Annotated in this window: 15 protein-coding genes; 7 read left to right on the top strand and 8 right to left on the bottom strand. The window is 60.5% G+C overall.

The window, feature by feature from the left end; genetic code table 11:
* The first annotated feature begins 124 nt into the window (after positions 1-124).
* From GH266_RS12735 to GH266_RS12710, 6 genes are all read left to right on the top strand, one after another.
* The gene (locus tag GH266_RS12735; RefSeq protein WP_158194171.1) at positions 125-2,869 is read left to right on the top strand and encodes a heavy metal translocating P-type ATPase; all 2,745 of its coding nucleotides are present in this window, start codon (positions 125-127) and stop codon (positions 2,867-2,869) included.
* A gap of 59 nt (positions 2,870-2,928) precedes the next feature.
* Complete coding sequence (cueR, locus tag GH266_RS12730) at positions 2,929-3,378, top strand: Cu(I)-responsive transcriptional regulator (RefSeq protein WP_158194170.1); 450 nt, start codon at positions 2,929-2,931, stop codon at positions 3,376-3,378.
* Positions 3,379-3,462: 84 nt separating this feature from the next.
* Entirely contained in the window at positions 3,463-3,696 is a 234-nt protein-coding gene (locus tag GH266_RS12725) for a thioredoxin domain-containing protein (protein WP_199270311.1), read from the top strand.
* A 49-nt stretch (positions 3,697-3,745) separates the two neighbouring features.
* Positions 3,746-4,114, top strand: coding sequence for a metal-sensitive transcriptional regulator (locus GH266_RS12720; protein ID WP_425329540.1), 369 nt, complete (start codon positions 3,746-3,748; stop codon positions 4,112-4,114).
* Between the two features lie 18 nt (positions 4,115-4,132).
* Complete coding sequence (locus tag GH266_RS12715) at positions 4,133-4,894, top strand: glutaredoxin family protein (protein ID WP_158194169.1); 762 nt, start codon at positions 4,133-4,135, stop codon at positions 4,892-4,894.
* A 19-nt stretch (positions 4,895-4,913) separates the two neighbouring features.
* On the top strand, positions 4,914-5,441 hold the full coding sequence (locus tag GH266_RS12710) for a DUF305 domain-containing protein (RefSeq protein WP_199270310.1): 528 nt from the start codon (positions 4,914-4,916) through the stop codon (positions 5,439-5,441).
* Here the strand turns inward: GH266_RS12710 and GH266_RS12705 are convergent.
* From GH266_RS12705 to GH266_RS12680, 6 genes are all read right to left on the bottom strand, one after another.
* Positions 5,438-5,875: a YqaA family protein gene (locus GH266_RS12705; protein ID WP_158194168.1), complete on the bottom strand. Its 438-nt coding sequence runs from the start codon at positions 5,873-5,875 to the stop codon at positions 5,438-5,440. The genes GH266_RS12710 and GH266_RS12705 overlap by 4 nt on opposite strands.
* Before the next feature lie 5 nt (positions 5,876-5,880).
* Positions 5,881-7,191, bottom strand: a complete 1,311-nt coding sequence (locus tag GH266_RS12700; protein ID WP_158194167.1) for an MFS transporter — start codon at positions 7,189-7,191, stop codon at positions 5,881-5,883.
* 10 nt (positions 7,192-7,201) lie between these two features.
* Complete coding sequence (locus GH266_RS12695; RefSeq protein WP_158194166.1) at positions 7,202-7,483, bottom strand: metal-sensing transcriptional repressor; 282 nt, start codon at positions 7,481-7,483, stop codon at positions 7,202-7,204.
* A gap of 151 nt (positions 7,484-7,634) precedes the next feature.
* Positions 7,635-8,414 carry an acetoin reductase gene (locus GH266_RS12690; RefSeq protein WP_158194165.1) on the bottom strand — a complete coding sequence of 260 codons (780 nt, stop codon included), beginning with the start codon at positions 8,412-8,414 and terminating at the stop codon, positions 7,635-7,637.
* A 350-nt stretch (positions 8,415-8,764) separates the two neighbouring features.
* The gene (locus GH266_RS12685; protein WP_244953681.1) at positions 8,765-9,067 is read right to left on the bottom strand and encodes an ArsR/SmtB family transcription factor; all 303 of its coding nucleotides are present in this window, start codon (positions 9,065-9,067) and stop codon (positions 8,765-8,767) included.
* A 59-nt stretch (positions 9,068-9,126) separates the two neighbouring features.
* Positions 9,127-10,116 (bottom strand): cation diffusion facilitator family transporter, encoded by a 990-nt coding sequence (locus tag GH266_RS12680; RefSeq protein ID WP_158194163.1) that lies wholly within the window; start codon positions 10,114-10,116, stop codon positions 9,127-9,129.
* A 544-nt stretch (positions 10,117-10,660) separates the two neighbouring features.
* Between GH266_RS12680 and GH266_RS12675 the strand changes: the two genes are divergently transcribed.
* Complete coding sequence (locus tag GH266_RS12675; protein WP_158194162.1) at positions 10,661-13,039, top strand: heavy metal translocating P-type ATPase; 2,379 nt, start codon at positions 10,661-10,663, stop codon at positions 13,037-13,039.
* Between the two features lie 66 nt (positions 13,040-13,105).
* On the opposite strand, the gene GH266_RS12670 is transcribed toward GH266_RS12675, so the two are convergent.
* Positions 13,106-14,761 (bottom strand): acetolactate synthase large subunit, encoded by a 1,656-nt coding sequence (locus GH266_RS12670; RefSeq protein WP_158194161.1) that lies wholly within the window; start codon positions 14,759-14,761, stop codon positions 13,106-13,108.
* A 44-nt stretch (positions 14,762-14,805) separates the two neighbouring features.
* Positions 14,806-15,192 (bottom strand): MerR family transcriptional regulator, encoded by a 387-nt coding sequence (locus GH266_RS12665; RefSeq protein WP_158194160.1) that lies wholly within the window; start codon positions 15,190-15,192, stop codon positions 14,806-14,808.
* Between the last annotated feature and the right edge of the window lie 87 nt (positions 15,193-15,279).

Genomic DNA, 15,279 nt, shown 5'->3' with positions numbered 1-15,279 from the left:
ATGGGGTTTCCAACGATGGCAAGGTCAAGGGCCGACAAACAGATATTTTGCTATTGACCTTCCCATTGTTGGAAGGACCATATGTCTGTCCGAACTCGAATTCCCATCCAGAAAGGAGGCGGCGATGAATGCCCCTGTTCGAGCTGCGGACATAAAGAATGCAGCGATTTCCCTGCCCATCGAAGGCATGACCTGCGCATCCTGCGTCGGACGTGTCGAGAAGGCGCTGAAGGCTGTGCCCGGCGTGTCGGATGCTGTCGTCAATCTCGCTACCGAGAAGGCAAGCATTACCGCCGACGCGTCTATCGATCGTGCGGCGCTCGTCAAGGCGGTCGAGAAGGCTGGCTACGAGGTTCCCGCCAGCTTTCTTGCTGTTCCAGCCGCCGCTCCGGCTGCTTCGGGTCCGGTCGAGATCGCGATCGAAGGCATGACCTGCGCGTCCTGCGTGGGCCGCGTCGAGCGAGCGCTTAAAGCCGTCCCCGGCGTGACCGAAGCGGTCGTCAACCTCGCCACCGAGAAGGCCACCATCAAGGGTTCGGCGGACAATGCCGCGCTGGTGGCCGCTATCGAGGCGTCCGGCTATGAAGCGAAGCTCATCAATTCGACCGTTTCGGAACGCGCCGTGGAGATCGCGATCGAAGGCATGACTTGCGCGTCGTGCGTGGGCCGTGTCGAGCGCGCGCTGAAGGAAGTGCCGGGCGTCACGCAGGCGGTGGTCAACCTCGCGACGGAAAAGGCTACCATCCGTGGCTCCGCAGATGGCGCCGCGCTGGTGGCGGCTATCGGGAATGCTGGCTATGAGGCGAAATTGCTCTCCGTTGCCGGTGCCGCCGGCGGCCAGCCCGCAACGGACGACCGCGCCGAGAAGAAGGAGGCGGAGCGTCGGGAACTCACCCGCGACTTCACCATCGCGGCTGCGTTGACCCTGCCGGTCTTTCTTCTGGAGATGGGCTCGCACGTCATTCCCGGCGTTCATGCGTTGATCGATTCCACCATCGGCATGCAGAACGGCTGGTATCTCCAGTTCGTGCTGACGACGATCGTGCTGTTCGTTCCGGGCATCCGGTTTTATGAAAAGGGCATCCCGGCGCTCTGGCGTCTCGCCCCCGACATGAACTCGCTGGTCGCGGTCGGTACGCTCGCCGCCTATGGCTACTCGCTGGTCGCGACCTTCGCACCGGGCTTCCTGCCCGCAGGCACGATCAACGTCTATTTCGAGGCGGCTGCGGTTATCGTCACGCTGATCCTGCTCGGACGCCTGCTTGAGGCTCGCGCCAAGGGCCGGACATCGGAAGCGATCAAGCGGCTGGTCGGTATGCAGGCCAAGACTGCGCGAGTGCGCCGTGACGGAAAGGTGGTCGAGGTCGCCATCGATGCGGTGGCGAACGGAGATATCGTCGAGGTCCGTCCCGGCGAGCGTGTTCCGGTCGATGGCGAGGTGGTTGATGGCGAAAGCTATGTCGACGAGTCGATGATCACGGGCGAACCGATCCCGGTTTCCAAGAAGAACGGCAGTGAGGTCGTTGCCGGCACGGTGAACCAGAAAGGCGCCTTCGCTATTAAGGCGACGGCGGTCGGTGGCAACACGGTGCTGTCCCAGATCATCCGCATGGTCGAGGATGCGCAGGGTTCCAAGCTGCCTATCCAGGCGATGGTCGACAAGGTGACGATGTACTTCGTGCCCGTCGTCTTCGCCGTCGCGGCCCTGACCTTCGCGGCATGGCTCTACTTCGGCCCGTCGCCGGCGCTGACCTTCGCTCTGGTCAATGCGGTTGCGGTGCTCATCATCGCCTGCCCGTGCGCCATGGGCCTGGCCACGCCGACCTCGATCATGGTCGGTACGGGTCGCGGCGCGGAACTCGGCGTGCTCTTCCGCAAGGGTGAGGCACTCCAGTTGCTGAAGGACGCCAAGGTCGTCGCTGTCGACAAGACGGGTACGCTGACCGAAGGCAAGCCGGCTCTGACCGATCTCGAACTGGCGCTCGGCTTCGAGCGGTCGCAGGTTCTGGGGCTGGTGGCCGCCGTCGAGGCCAGGTCGGAACACCCGATTGCCCGTGCGATCGTGGATGCCGCTGCGGCGGAAGCCATCGCATTGCCGGCCGTATCGGACTTCGAGTCGGTCACCGGCCTGGGCGTGAAGGCCAGCGCCGACGGCAAGGGCGTCGAGATCGGCGCCGACCGCTACATGATCCAGCTGGGCCATGACGTAGGCGGCTTCGCCAAGGTCGCCGAGCGGTTGGGCAATGAGGGGAAGTCGCCGCTCTATGCTGCGATCGACGGCAAGTTGGCTGCGATCATCGCAGTGGCCGACCCGATCAAGCCGACGACGCCGGCCGCGATCAAGGCCATGCATGACCTCGGTCTCAAGGTGGCGATGATCACCGGAGACAATGCGCGTACGGCCAAGGCCATCGCGGCAAAGCTGGGGATCGACGAAGTGGTGGCTGAAGTGCTGCCGGACGGCAAGGTCGAGGCGGTTCGCCGGCTCAAGAGCCAGTACGGCAAGGTCGCCTTTGTCGGCGACGGCATCAACGATGCTCCGGCTCTTGCCGAGTCGGATGTCGGCCTCGCCATCGGCACGGGCACGGATATCGCCATTGAGGCGGCGGACGTGGTGTTGATGTCGGGCAGCTTGCAGGGCGTGCCGAATGCGATCGCGCTGTCGAAGGCGACGATCGGCAACATCCGGCAGAACCTGTTCTGGGCGTTCGTCTACAACGCCGCCCTGATCCCGGTTGCGGCGGGACTCTTGTACCCGTCCTACGGGATCCTGCTCTCGCCGGTCTTCGCGGCGGGCGCGATGGCACTCTCCAGCGTCTTCGTGCTGGGCAATGCACTGCGGCTCAAGACCTTCAAGGTCGCAAGCTGAAAAACCGGGGCGGCTGGTCCTATATAAGGGCCAGCCGCCACTTCTATGGGAGAAGAAAGATGAACATCGGACAAGCCGCCAAGGCATCGGGCGTTTCCGCCAAGATGATCCGCTACTACGAGCAGACCGGGCTCATCCCGCCGGCCGACCGCAAGGAATCGGGCTATCGCGACTACTCGGATACGGACGTGCACATGCTGCGATTCATACGCCGAGCGCGCGATCTCGGCTTTTCCATAGCCGAGATCGGTGATCTCGTCGGGTTGTGGCGGGACGAGACGCGCCAGAGTGCCGAGGTCAAGCGCCTTGCACAGGGGCACATCAGCGCCCTTGATAAGAAGATCAAGGATCTCCAGGACATGGCACATACGCTGACCATGCTCGTCAACGCCTGCAAGGGCGATCATCGTCCACATTGCCCGATATTGGAACGCCTCGAGACCGATCAGGCGGATGAGGACTTTTCGATCGTTCCACGCGCGGGCGCAGTGGCACGCACCGTCCAGTAGGCCTGCCGGTCTTCAAGAATGTCGAGGCCGGACGTTGCGCCGGCCATCGCAAGGAACCCCGTCAAGCATGCGGTCCTCTATCGGATGGCCACGCCCGAACTTGTCTGCGGGTTCGGCACCAAGGCGCTCGAACTTCTCCGCCGCGAAGGATACGAGGTGGAAGAACATATCCTCAAGACCCACAATGCGGTCGATGCGTTCAAGGCTGAGCACCGCGTTGAGACGACGCCGCAGACCTTCATCGGCGTCAAGCGGATTGGCGGCCACGACGATCTCGTCGCTTTCTTCCGTGAGGCGAGGGCCGCTCGGGGCGACTGAACGGCGGTGCGTGACGCGCCTCCGCTGCTGACATTCTTGAAATTTGCAGATGCCTGACTATGCGATGGAGCAGAAGAATTGCTCCCATAGGGAACAAATCTGCTCGACGCGCATATGTACCCTGACAGGGTATGGGTATCTTATGTGCCAGAGAGACAAGAGAGCGATCACCTCGTCCCTGAACAGGGCCGCGGGCCAGGTTCGAGGCATCGGCCAGATGGTGGAAGACGATCGCTATTGCATCGATATCCTGCATCAGCTGCATGCCGTGAAGGCGGCACTCTCCAAGGTCGAGGACCGCGTATTGCGGTCTCATGCGGCATGTTGCGTGGAGGAAGCGATGGCATCCGGCGATCCGATTCTCCAGCGCCGTAAGTTTGACGAACTGGTCGAGGTCTTCGCGAAGGCGAAGCTTTGAGAACGAAGGGATTTGAAAATGGCAACGCATGAAGCCAAGCGCGCCGAATTGCACCGCATGGTGATGGCCGACCACACCTGCCCCTGGGGGCTGAAGGCGCTCGATCTTCTCAAGCGCGAGGGCTACGAAGTCGATGACCGGCACCTGACGACGCGCGAGGAAACCGACGCCTTCAAGGCAAAGCACAATGTGCAGTCGACGCCGCAGACCTTCATCGGCGGCAAGCGGATCGGCGGCTATGACGATCTCGTCCGTTTCTTCGGCAAGGAGGTCAAGGACAAGGACGCCGTGACCTACAAGCCGGTCATCGCGCTTTTCGCCATGGCGGCGCTGATGGCGTTGGCGGCGAGCTGGGCTGCGTATGGCAGTCTCGCGACCGTGCAGGCGGCGGAGTGGTTCGTCGCCATCGCGATGTGTCTGCTCGCGCTCCAGAAGCTGAAGGACGTCGACGGCTTCGCCACCATGTTCCTCAACTACGACCTGCTGGCGCAGCGCTGGATTCCCTACGGCAAGATTTATCCGTTCGCCGAGGCGCTTGCGGGCGTGCTGATGATGGCCGGTGCACTGATGTGGGTTTCCGTGCCGGTCGCCCTGTTCATCGGCGGCATCGGTGCGATCTCGGTGTTCAAAGCCGTCTACATCGACAAGCGCGAGCTGAAATGCGCCTGCGTCGGCGGTGACAGCAATGTGCCGCTCGGCTTCGTCTCGCTCACCGAGAACCTGATGATGATCGGCATGGCGCTCTGGATGATCTTCAAGCCGATGGGCATGGGGCACTGAACGACCGAAGGAGAGAGTGATGTCTCACGATCACGTGGCGCATGGTAGTCCCCGAAAGACGCATCATGGCGCTCATAACACCGGCGGCGGTCATGGATCGCATGGCCGCCCCTATCTGATGTTCTGGATCAACATGACCCTTGGGCTGGTGGTCATGTACGTCGTCATGTTCTCGATGATCGACGGCTGGAGCGATTTTCGCAACAACATGAACATGTTCTACATGGCCCTGACTATGTGGGCGCCGATGGGCATCTTCATGCTGGCGACGATGCCGGGCATGTTCCCAAACAGGGAGATGAACCTGGCGCTCTACGTTCTCTTCGCCGCGCTGACCGTGGGCTCTTTCTGGGCGACGCGGAGCCAGGCGCTGATCGATGACCGGCAGTTCATCGATTCCATGATCCCGCATCATTCCGGAGCCATTCTGATGTGCCGTGAGGCATCGCTGTCGGACCCTCAACTTGTCAGCCTGTGCGCACAGATCACGGATGCCCAGCGCGAAGAGATCCAGCAGATGGAGGCGATCAGAAGCCGTTTGCGTTAGGGAGTCACTTCCGCGACAGCCATCGCCAGGATGATGTATCTGCAGGTCTTGGCCACAGCGACTAGAAAAAGAAAGCTCCAAAAGGGCTCTCTCAACGCCCCCGCGGCAACCGTCAGGGCATCGCCGACGAGTGGAGCCCAAGAGAGCAGAAGGCTCCATCGGCCCCAATTGCTGTACCAGCGTGAGGCACGATCGAGTGCGGCCTGCGAGACGGGAAACCAGCGCCTTTCGCGATAGCGATCGACACCACGGCCGATGATCCAGTTCACCACGGCTCCAAGCGTGTTGCCCAACCCGGCTACGACGACGAGAAGGACTGCCGGGTAGCCGAGCGCCTGCAAGGCGATGAAAGCCGCCTCTGACTGTGCAGGCAGGATCGTCGCTGCGAGGAAGGCAACGGAGAACAACCCCGCGAGCGCCAAAACTTGCTCCAACTACTTCATCCCTTCACCGGCCAGGCGGGATGAAGATCGTCGATGGCGAAGGGGTGGGAATGACTTCGGCCATGAGCCTCCCGCAAATGCGGGTGGTCTTGCGGCAGCTCCTTATGCTCATGGGTGAGGATTTCCGGATCCCTCGCGGGCCAGGTAGTGAACGCCACGCCGATGGCCGTCGCCGCTAGCGCAGCCAGAATGAGAGCCGTGCCGGGCAGGCCGAACGCAGCCCCGGCCCATCCGGCAAGCGGATAGGCGATCAGCCAGCATGCATGGGACAGCGCGAATTGCGCGGCAAACAGGGCCGGGCGGTCCTCCGGCGACGAGGAACGTCGCAGGAGACGGCCTGACGGCGTCTGTGCGGTCGAATAGCCGAGACCGAGGACGAACCAGAGCGGCAGAAGCCAGCCGTAGGACGTCAACAATGCCGCCGCCGCCGTGCCGGCTGCGAGCAGAATAGCGCCTGAGAGCATCACCGGGCGGTCCGGCACGGTGTCGAGCAGTCGTGGCAGGATCAGTGCCGACAGCATCGAGCCGCCGCCGAAGGCTGCCAGTGCGAGCGCCATCGCCGTCTGGTCGAGACCGAACGCGGACTGCACATAGACGACAGTGTTGACGATCACGAGCGCTCCCGCCGATGCCACAGCAAGATTGATCGCGAGCAGGCCGCGTAGCCGCGGCGTCGCGAGATAGATCCGCATTCCGCGTGTCGTGCGGTCATAGATGCCGCGTGGTTTGGTCGGGCGCGGGCTGGGCAGCACCACCGTCAGGACAAGAGCAGCGGAGGCCATGAAGCCCACAACCGTTCCGGAAAAGAGGCTGTGGAAGGAAATCACCGTCAGCAACGCGGCTGCTAGCATCGGACTGACCACGCTTTCCAGATCGTAGGCTAGCCGGGATAGCGACAGCGCCCGCGTATATTGCTTTTCGTCGGGAAGTATATCGGGGATCGTCGCCTGAAAGGTCGGCGTGAAAGCGGCTGAGGCGGCCTGAAGCACGAAGATCAGCACATAGACCTGCCAGATTTCGGTGACGAACGGCAGGAACATGGCCACGCATGCGCGCACCAGGTCGAGAAAGACGAGCATGGCGCGCCGGGGAAGGCGCTCGGTAAAGGCGGATGCGATCGGGGCAACGCCGACATAGGCGATCATCTTGATGGCGAGGGCGGTTCCCAGCACGGCGCCGGCATCGGGGCCAGCGAGCTCGAACGCCAGAAGTCCCAGCGCTATGGTGGCAAGCCCCGTTCCCACAAGTGCAATCACCTGGGCAAGGAAAAGATGCCTGTAGGTGCGATTCGACAGTACCTGCAGCATCGTTACCGCCTCAAAGATATTTCGTGATTTCCTTGAACTCGTCGATTGACCGGCGTTGCTCTTTCGCAATCGGCCCGACGACGTCCTCGAGGCAGTGGTCGAGGTGATCCTGGATGAGCGTTTTCTTGGCCTGGGAAATGGCCTTCTCGACAGCATGCAGTTGCTGGGCGATGTCGAGGCACGATCGCCCGGCCTCGATCATCTCGACGACGCTTCGCAGGTGGCCGTCGGCGCGCCTGAGACGCTTGACCACGGCGTCGTGAGAGGTGTGTACGAAAGACGAGTCTGACATTGAAATATCCTATCCCCCTGGAGTGGATATTTCAAGAGATGTCCGGCCATTAATTCAAGGCCGAGAGGAACTGCGGCCAGTTTTGCGCCGCCGGATGGGGATTTTCCCGCATCCGACGGCATGAACCGCATTATCGTCCGCCTTTGCTCCCTCAGCGATAGACAATACCGCCATCGGTGAGGATGGATTGCCCGGTGATGTAGTCGGAATCGTCGCTTGCCAGGAAAGCGACGAGGGCGGCAACATCTTCCGGCGTCTGAGCGCGGCCGAGCGCGATGCCTTCGACATATTTCTTGAATGTCTCGCCCTTCGGAGAACCGGTAATCTCGGCGAAACGCTCGTCTATCTCTACCCACATGTCTGTACCGACGATGCCGGGGCAGTACGCGTTCACAGTGATCCCCTTGCTGGCATATTCCTTGGCCGCCGCCTGGGTCAGCGCACGCACAGCGAACTTGGTGGCCGAATAGACGCCGAGCATGGCAAAACCATCATGTCCGGCAATAGACGCAGCATTGATAATCTTGCCCTTCTGCCCGAGGTCTGCGAACTTCTTCGCTGAGGCCTGAATGCCCCAGACGACGCCGTCGACATTGATCCGGAAAATCCGGTCGAGGTCTGCTGGTTCCACGTCAGAGAGCGGCTTGACCTGCGCGACACCGGCATTGTTGACGATGACGTTAAAGCCGCCGAGTTCCTTCTCAGCATGATCGATGGCGGCATAGACCTCGTCGCGGCTGCTGACGTCGGCGACGAAGGTGGTGGCGTTCACGCCCAGAGCTTCGACTTCCTTGCGAACATTTTCAAGCTTGTCTGCCTTGATGTCCACCAGGGCTATATCCGCCCCGTCTGTTGCAAGTCTCAGGGCGATACCGCGCCCGATGCCCTGGCTGGCACCCGTCACCAAGATTGCCTTACCTTTTACAGACATGAAAGATCCTTTCTTATCGATCTACGGTTGAAAAATGTACTGTGATGTCGAGTTGCATCACCAGTATGAATGCCAGCGCCTGTTCAGGGGGAACCGACAGGGAATGTCGGGTCCGAACCGATCTGAAAGCCTTTTGCATTTCATGGCTCGCGTTTTTCATAACGTGATTGCCTATCAGTCTGAATGGAAAGATGGGCACAGTTCAATGTGTGTTCAAGTGTAATTTGTGCTTGATTGGTGATTTGCGCGTTATGTCGCGGACCTCCCTGAGGTGGTTGGCCTGTTGAAGAAGACTGTTTACTGAGAGCATCTCATCAAAGAGCATTAGCAATGTCGTTTCTTTGATATTGCTATTTCTCTTCAACCAGATGGCAAACAATGCTGCGCACCACTGACATGACATGCGGGTCGGAGAGTTCGTAGAGAACCTGTTTCGACCGGCGTATTCCCCTGACGAGCCTGGCGGCACGCAGCAGCCTGAGGTGATGACTGACGAGGGATTGCGAAAGTCCCAGATCGTTCGCGATCCGGGTGACGGCTCTCGGGCCGACGGCGCAGGCCAGGACGATGCGAAGCCTGCTCGGGTCGCCAAGCAGGCGGAACGTTTCTGACAGATGGTCGGTCTCTTCCGGGGAAAGCGTTTCTGCGGGCAACACAGGCAACCCCTTTTAAAGTTTGCGGGCGGAGGATTTCTCCTCCGCCCGTGCATCGTTCAGTGTGCGTGTCCGGCGTGGAGCGAGATCACGCTTTGCCTGCCGAGGCTGCAATCGCCGTTCTCCTCCCAATCGATGCCGACCGTCGGATGTTCGATCTTGAACTTCTCCTTCAGTCCTTCCGCGACCTGGCGGACGGTGGCCAGGATGTCCGCGCCGTCACGGGGCTTCACCTGAAGCGTAGCGAGGGTGCGGCCCGAAGTGATCGACCAGACGTGGACGTGGCTGACCTTTTCCACGCCGGGGACGGTGCTTTCCACCCAGCCAGCGATGTCGTTGGCATCGGCATTGTCGGGTGCGCCTTCCAGCAGGATGTGCAGGGCGTTCTTCAGCAGGGCCCAGGCACTGCGCAGGATCAGCAGCGAGACGACGACGGACAGGATCGGGTCGATCGGGGTCCAGTTCGTGTACCAGATGATGATGGCCGCAGCGATGGCGCCGACCGAGCCGAGCAGGTCGCCCATGACGTGGAGAACCGCGCCCTTGACATTGACGTGATCGGTCTCGCCCCGCGTCAGGTACCACAGCACGAAAAGGTTCACGAGCAGACCGGCGACAGCCACGAGGAACATTGGTCCGGCGAGGACTTCGCCGGGCTGCTGGAAGCGCTCATAGGCTTCGTACATGATCCAGCCGACGATTCCGAACAGGGTGAGCGCGTTGACGAGGCCGGCGATCACTTCAAAGCGCATGTATCCGAACGTACGTTTGCCGTCCGCCGCCTTGCGTCCGAGGCGGAAGGCCACATAGGCAAGGCCAAGGGCGATCGCGTCGGTCAGCATGTGACCGGCGTCGGCGAGCAGCGCAAGCGAACCGGATACGATGCCGCCGATCGCTTCGACGACCATGAAAGTCAAGATCATGAAGAACGAGATCAGAATCCTGCGCTCATTCTGGTTCGTTACCGCGGGGGCATGGCTGTGACCGGCGTGGTCATCATGATTGTGTCCGGCGTGATTGTCGTGTGAGGTGGGGGAGGGGTTTGACATGGGTTCTTCCGTCGCGTTTGAATTCGACAGTTGAATAGTTGTTCATATATTGATTTGTCAAGTAGTGTCGTGCATTTTTTGTCGCTCGACGCCATCCGGCTGCGCCTGCTGTTTGCCTCTTGACCTTACAACAGTTGGAAGCCGCAATATGACTTTCCAAGAAGGTAAAGGAGGAGGGCGTGTGTGATCGGAAAGAAGAGCATTCCTCCATCATGCGGGTTCAGCGCAGATGTGAGGGTGCTGATGCCGCTGGTTCTTTCCAGCCAGGAGAACACTCAGCCGGACGTCCGGTCGCAGGAGAAGGCGCTCGGAAAAACGCATCGGGCGAGACGCGGAATCCGTTCAGGAAGCTGATTCGCTGGCTCGTCGGCCCGAGACGACGCGACCATGATTCTGACGTCAGGCATGATCAGTAGTCGTGTGGAAGACAAGAACCGTCGCGAGTCGGCTTTACGCGAGAGTTTCGTAAGTGCCGAAGCGCGTCCCCCATCAGATATTTCACTATGAATCTGTGTGATTTACGGAGTTCGTGAAGGGAACGCCAATGACCGATGAGCAACACAGGCACAACCATGACGGCGCGGGACACGAGAGTCATTCCGGCCATGCGCATTCGTTCGCAAAAACGGTGAAAGATCCGGTTTGCGGCATGGATGTCGATCCCGAGAAGACCGAGCATCATTCGACCTATCATGGATCGATGTTTCATTTCTGCTCTGTCAGCTGCAAGGGCAAGTTCGAGGCCGATCCCGCCGCCTATGCACACCCGGAGAAGAAGCAGATCAGAGCCGATGCGCCGGTTGCCGAGGGGACGATCTACACTTGTCCTATGCATCCGCAAATCCGCCAGCAGGGTCCAGGAAACTGCCCGATCTGCGGAATGGCGCTGGAGCCTGAGATGCCGTCTCTGGAGACCGGCCCGAGTGAGGAATATCTCGACATGCGCCGCCGATTCTGGGTCGGCTTGCTTCTGACGATACCTGTCTTCACGCTGGAGATGGGCGGGCATCTCTTCCCGTCGCTCCACATGCTCGTCGCGCCGCAGACTTCGAACTGGCTGCAGTTGCTCTTCGCTACGCCTGTCGTGCTCTGGGCCGGCTGGCCGTTTTTCCAGCGTGGCTGGCAATCGGTAGTCACGCGGCACCTCAACATGTTCACGCTCATCGCGATGGGCACCGGTGTGGCCTGGGTTTACAGCGTTTTGGCAACGGTGGCGCCGGGCCTCTTCCCCGCAACGTTCCAGACGATGGGTGGCGCGGTCGCCGTCTATTTCGAGGCGGCTGCCGTCATCACGGCCCTAGTTCTCCTGGGTCAGGTTCTCGAATTGCGCGCCCGCGAGCAGACCGGCGGCGCGATCCGCGCGCTTCTTGACCTTGCTCCGAAGATCGCGCGCCGGGTCAATGCCGATGGCAGCGACGAGGACATCGAGCTGGATGCCGTCGTCGTAGGTGACCGTCTGCGGGTGCGCCCGGGCGAGAAAGTGCCGGTCGACGGCACGCTGGTCGAGGGACGCAGTTCGATCGACGAATCTATGATCACCGGCGAATCCATGCCTGTTACCAAATTGGAAGGATCAAAGGTGATAGCCGGCACAATGAACCAGACCGGCGGCTTTGTGATGGAAGCCGGCAAGGTCGGGCGCGATACGATGCTGTCCCGTATCGTGCAGATGGTGGCGGATGCGCAAAGGTCACGCGCGCCGATCCAGCGGCTTGCCGACGACGTGTCGGGCTGGTTCGTTCCGGCGGTCATCCTGGTCGCCATCGTCGCCTTCTTCGCCTGGTTCATGGTCGGGCCGGAGCCGCAATTTGCCCATGCGTTGGTGGCTGCCGTCGCTGTTCTCATCATTGCCTGCCCCTGTGCGCTCGGATTGGCGACACCGATGTCGATTATGGTCGGCGTCGGCCGTGGCGCGGGGCTCGGCGTCCTCATCAAGAACGCCGAGGCGCTGGAGCGCTTCGAGAAGGTCGATACGCTGGTCGTCGACAAGACCGGCACGCTGACAGAAGGCCGCCCAAAGGTTACAGCGATCATAACGGCTGATGGTATCACCGAAACCGACCTGCTGCGTCAGGCGGCGACACTGGAGCGGTCGAGCGAACATCCCCTGGCGCTTGCAGTGGTCAACGCGGCAGGCGAGCGAGGCATGGCACTGGGTGACGCGCAGGATTTCGACAGCCCCGTCGGCAAAGGTGTCACCGGCACGGTTGAAGGGCACAGGCTGATCCTCGGCAGCCACCGGATCATGGGCGAAGAGGGGATCGACATCTCCCCGATGAACGCCAAAGCCGAAGAACTGCGCGACGAGGGAGCGACAGTCATCTTCATGGCGCGGGACGGTGTGCTGGCAGGACTGTTCGCTATCGCCGATCCGATCAAGGAAACGACTCCCCAGGCTGTCCGCGAACTCACGGCGCAGGGCATCCGCGTGGTCATGCTGACCGGCGACAACAAGACCACCGCGCAGGCGGTCGCCCGTCAGCTTGGCATCTCGGAGGTCGAGGCGGAAGTCCTGCCGGAGGACAAAAGCGCGATCGTCGAACGTCTTCGCAAGGAAGGCCGAATCGTCGGAATGGCAGGTGACGGTGTCAACGATGCGCCGGCGCTCGCCGCCGCCGATGTCGGCATCGCGATGGGAACCGGCACGGACGTTGCGATCGAGAGCGCGGGCGTGACCCTTCTAAAAGGCGACCTGCAGGGCATCGTGCGCGCTCAGCAGCTCAGCCGGGCCACGATGCGCAACATCCGGCAGAACCTGTTCTTCGCCTTCATCTATAATGCGGCGGGTGTGCCGGTCGCGGCGGGTATTCTCTACCCGACGTTTGGCATCCTGCTTTCGCCGGTCATAGCCGCCGCCGCTATGGCACTGTCGTCGGTCAGCGTTATAGCGAACTCGCTCCGGCTGCGCAGCGCAAAAATATGATAGTTACGGCCACTGACCCTTACGGGTCAGTGGCCGCGTACGACCATCAGCAAATGCTTCAGCACATCAGGCCAGGTCAATGTCGGGGACCTTGTTGCGCAACTCCTCGACAAGCACGCGAGTATTTTCGGAATAGTCAATCGGGCAATCCACCAGATGGACCCCGCCGGCATCAAATGCCCTGTCGAGCGTGACGGTGAGCGCGTCGGTGGAGTTTATGCGCCACCCAGTGGCTCCGTAGGCTTCGGCATAGCGAATGAAATCGGGATTGCCGAAGGTCATCCCAAAGTCGGGAAATTCGTCGACTGCCTGTTTCCAGCGGATCATGCCGTATGCACCGTCGTTGAGAACAAGTATGACGAGGTTCAGCCCCAGTCTCACCGCGGTCTCCATCTCCTGACTGTTCATCATGAAACCACCGTCGCCGCAAATCGCCAGCACGCGCCTGCCGGGATGCAGCATCGCCACCATCATCGCGGAAGGCAGGCCGGCGCCCATTGTCGCCAGCGCGTTGTCGAGCAGTAGCGTGTTGGCGACATGGGTGCGGTAGTTCCGCGCGAACCAGATCTTGTACATGCCATTGTCGAGACACACGATGCCATCCTCCGGCATCACCGCGCGCACGTCGTGGACTAGACGCTGCGGCGTCACCGGGAACCTGTTTTCTTCCGCGCCGGCATTGATCCGTGCCAGAATGCGCTGTCGCAACTCCATCATCTTCAACTGGGCCGGAAGCTTTCCTGCGAGCCGTTCGGCAAGCGCGCTCACGGTTGCGCCGATGTCGCCGATGACCTCGGCCTCTGGGTGGTAGACCTGCTCGACGGTGGCCGCTTCGTACCCGATATGAATTACCTTCGGGCCGCCGGCGCTACGCATCAGAAAAGGCGGCTTTTCGACCGTGTCATGGCCCACGGCGACGATAAGATCAGCGAGCGCAACCGCCTCATGGACGTAGTCGCCTTCCGACAGTGCTGCGGTTCCCATATAGAGGTTGGATCCGCCTGTGACGGCACCCTTGCCCATCTGCGTGTTGAAAAAGGGAAGCCCTGCGGCCCGAACAAAGGCTGAAAGCGGCTCTATAAGGCGCGGGCGGTTCCCCGCCGCACCGATCATCACCAGCGGATTCCTGGCTGCGGCGATCATCTCCGCTGCGAAGTCCAGCGCCTCTGTGGGTGCGACAGGCCGGGGCAGGCGATGAAGGGGGATCGAGCCGATATCTTCGGTCATCTCTGCGGCAACATCTTCGGGCAGCTCGAGATGGACCGGGCCAGGTCGCTCCTCCATAGCGACTCGGAAGGCGTCGCGCACCATGGCCGGAATGCTGGACGGGCTGACGATCTGGCGCGTCATTTTGGTCAACGGACGCATCGAGGCAACTACGTCGACGATCTGGAAACGCGCTTGCTTAGCGGTTCTGACCGCCTTCTGGCCGGTGATCATGACCATTGGCATGGCACCGAGGTGGGCATAAGCGGCGCCGGTCGAGAAATTGAGGGCGCCAGGGCCGAGTGTGGCTATACATACGCCGGGACGGCCGGTAAGGCGCCCATGCGTTGCAGCCATAAACGCTGCCGCCTGCTCATGACGTGTCAGCACCAATTCGATTTTAGAACACCGCAACGACTCGACAATATCAAGGTTTTCCTCACCCGGAACGCCGAAAATGCGGTCGACGCCCTCGTTTTCGAGCGCCGCGACAAGAAGGTCAGAGCCTTTATGCATATGTCACCTTCATGTTAATCGACGTCTTATCGAGAAGAACCTCATCAAGAGAGGGCTGTCAGGATATTGTTGGGAGGGATTGCATCGCTCGTCGATGGCTTGACGATACGATTTAATTGTACCGAAAGTAATTGCAACCGGCGAATGCGGTTACGTACGTCCTTCAGGCTCACCGATAAAATTTCCATTGACTCCGACTCCGTGCAAATACCATCAGATAGTCGAAGAAAATCACGGATGATATCTATATCAAAACCAAGCATCCTAGCTTCACGAATGAAGATTAATCTCATCAAAGAGCTATTATCGTATCGCCTATGATTGAGTTTATTTCTCGGCTTACTGCGCAGCAACCCGATTTCTTCATAATATCGGATTGTCGGTACTTTTACCCCCGCGATCTCCGACATATCTCCAATACTTAGAGACATATAATGCTCTCCTATCAACATTATTCCACCATCGAGATATCGATGGCGGAATAAATCTCTCCAAACCATTCCATCACTGGTTGGTAT

It is taken from the genome of Stappia indica (assembly GCF_009789575.1).
GTDB classification, from domain to species: Bacteria; Pseudomonadota; Alphaproteobacteria; order Rhizobiales; family Stappiaceae; genus Stappia; species Stappia indica_A.
Note: the sequence above shows the minus strand (reverse complement) of the source record. Positions and strands in the feature narration are given on the sequence as shown.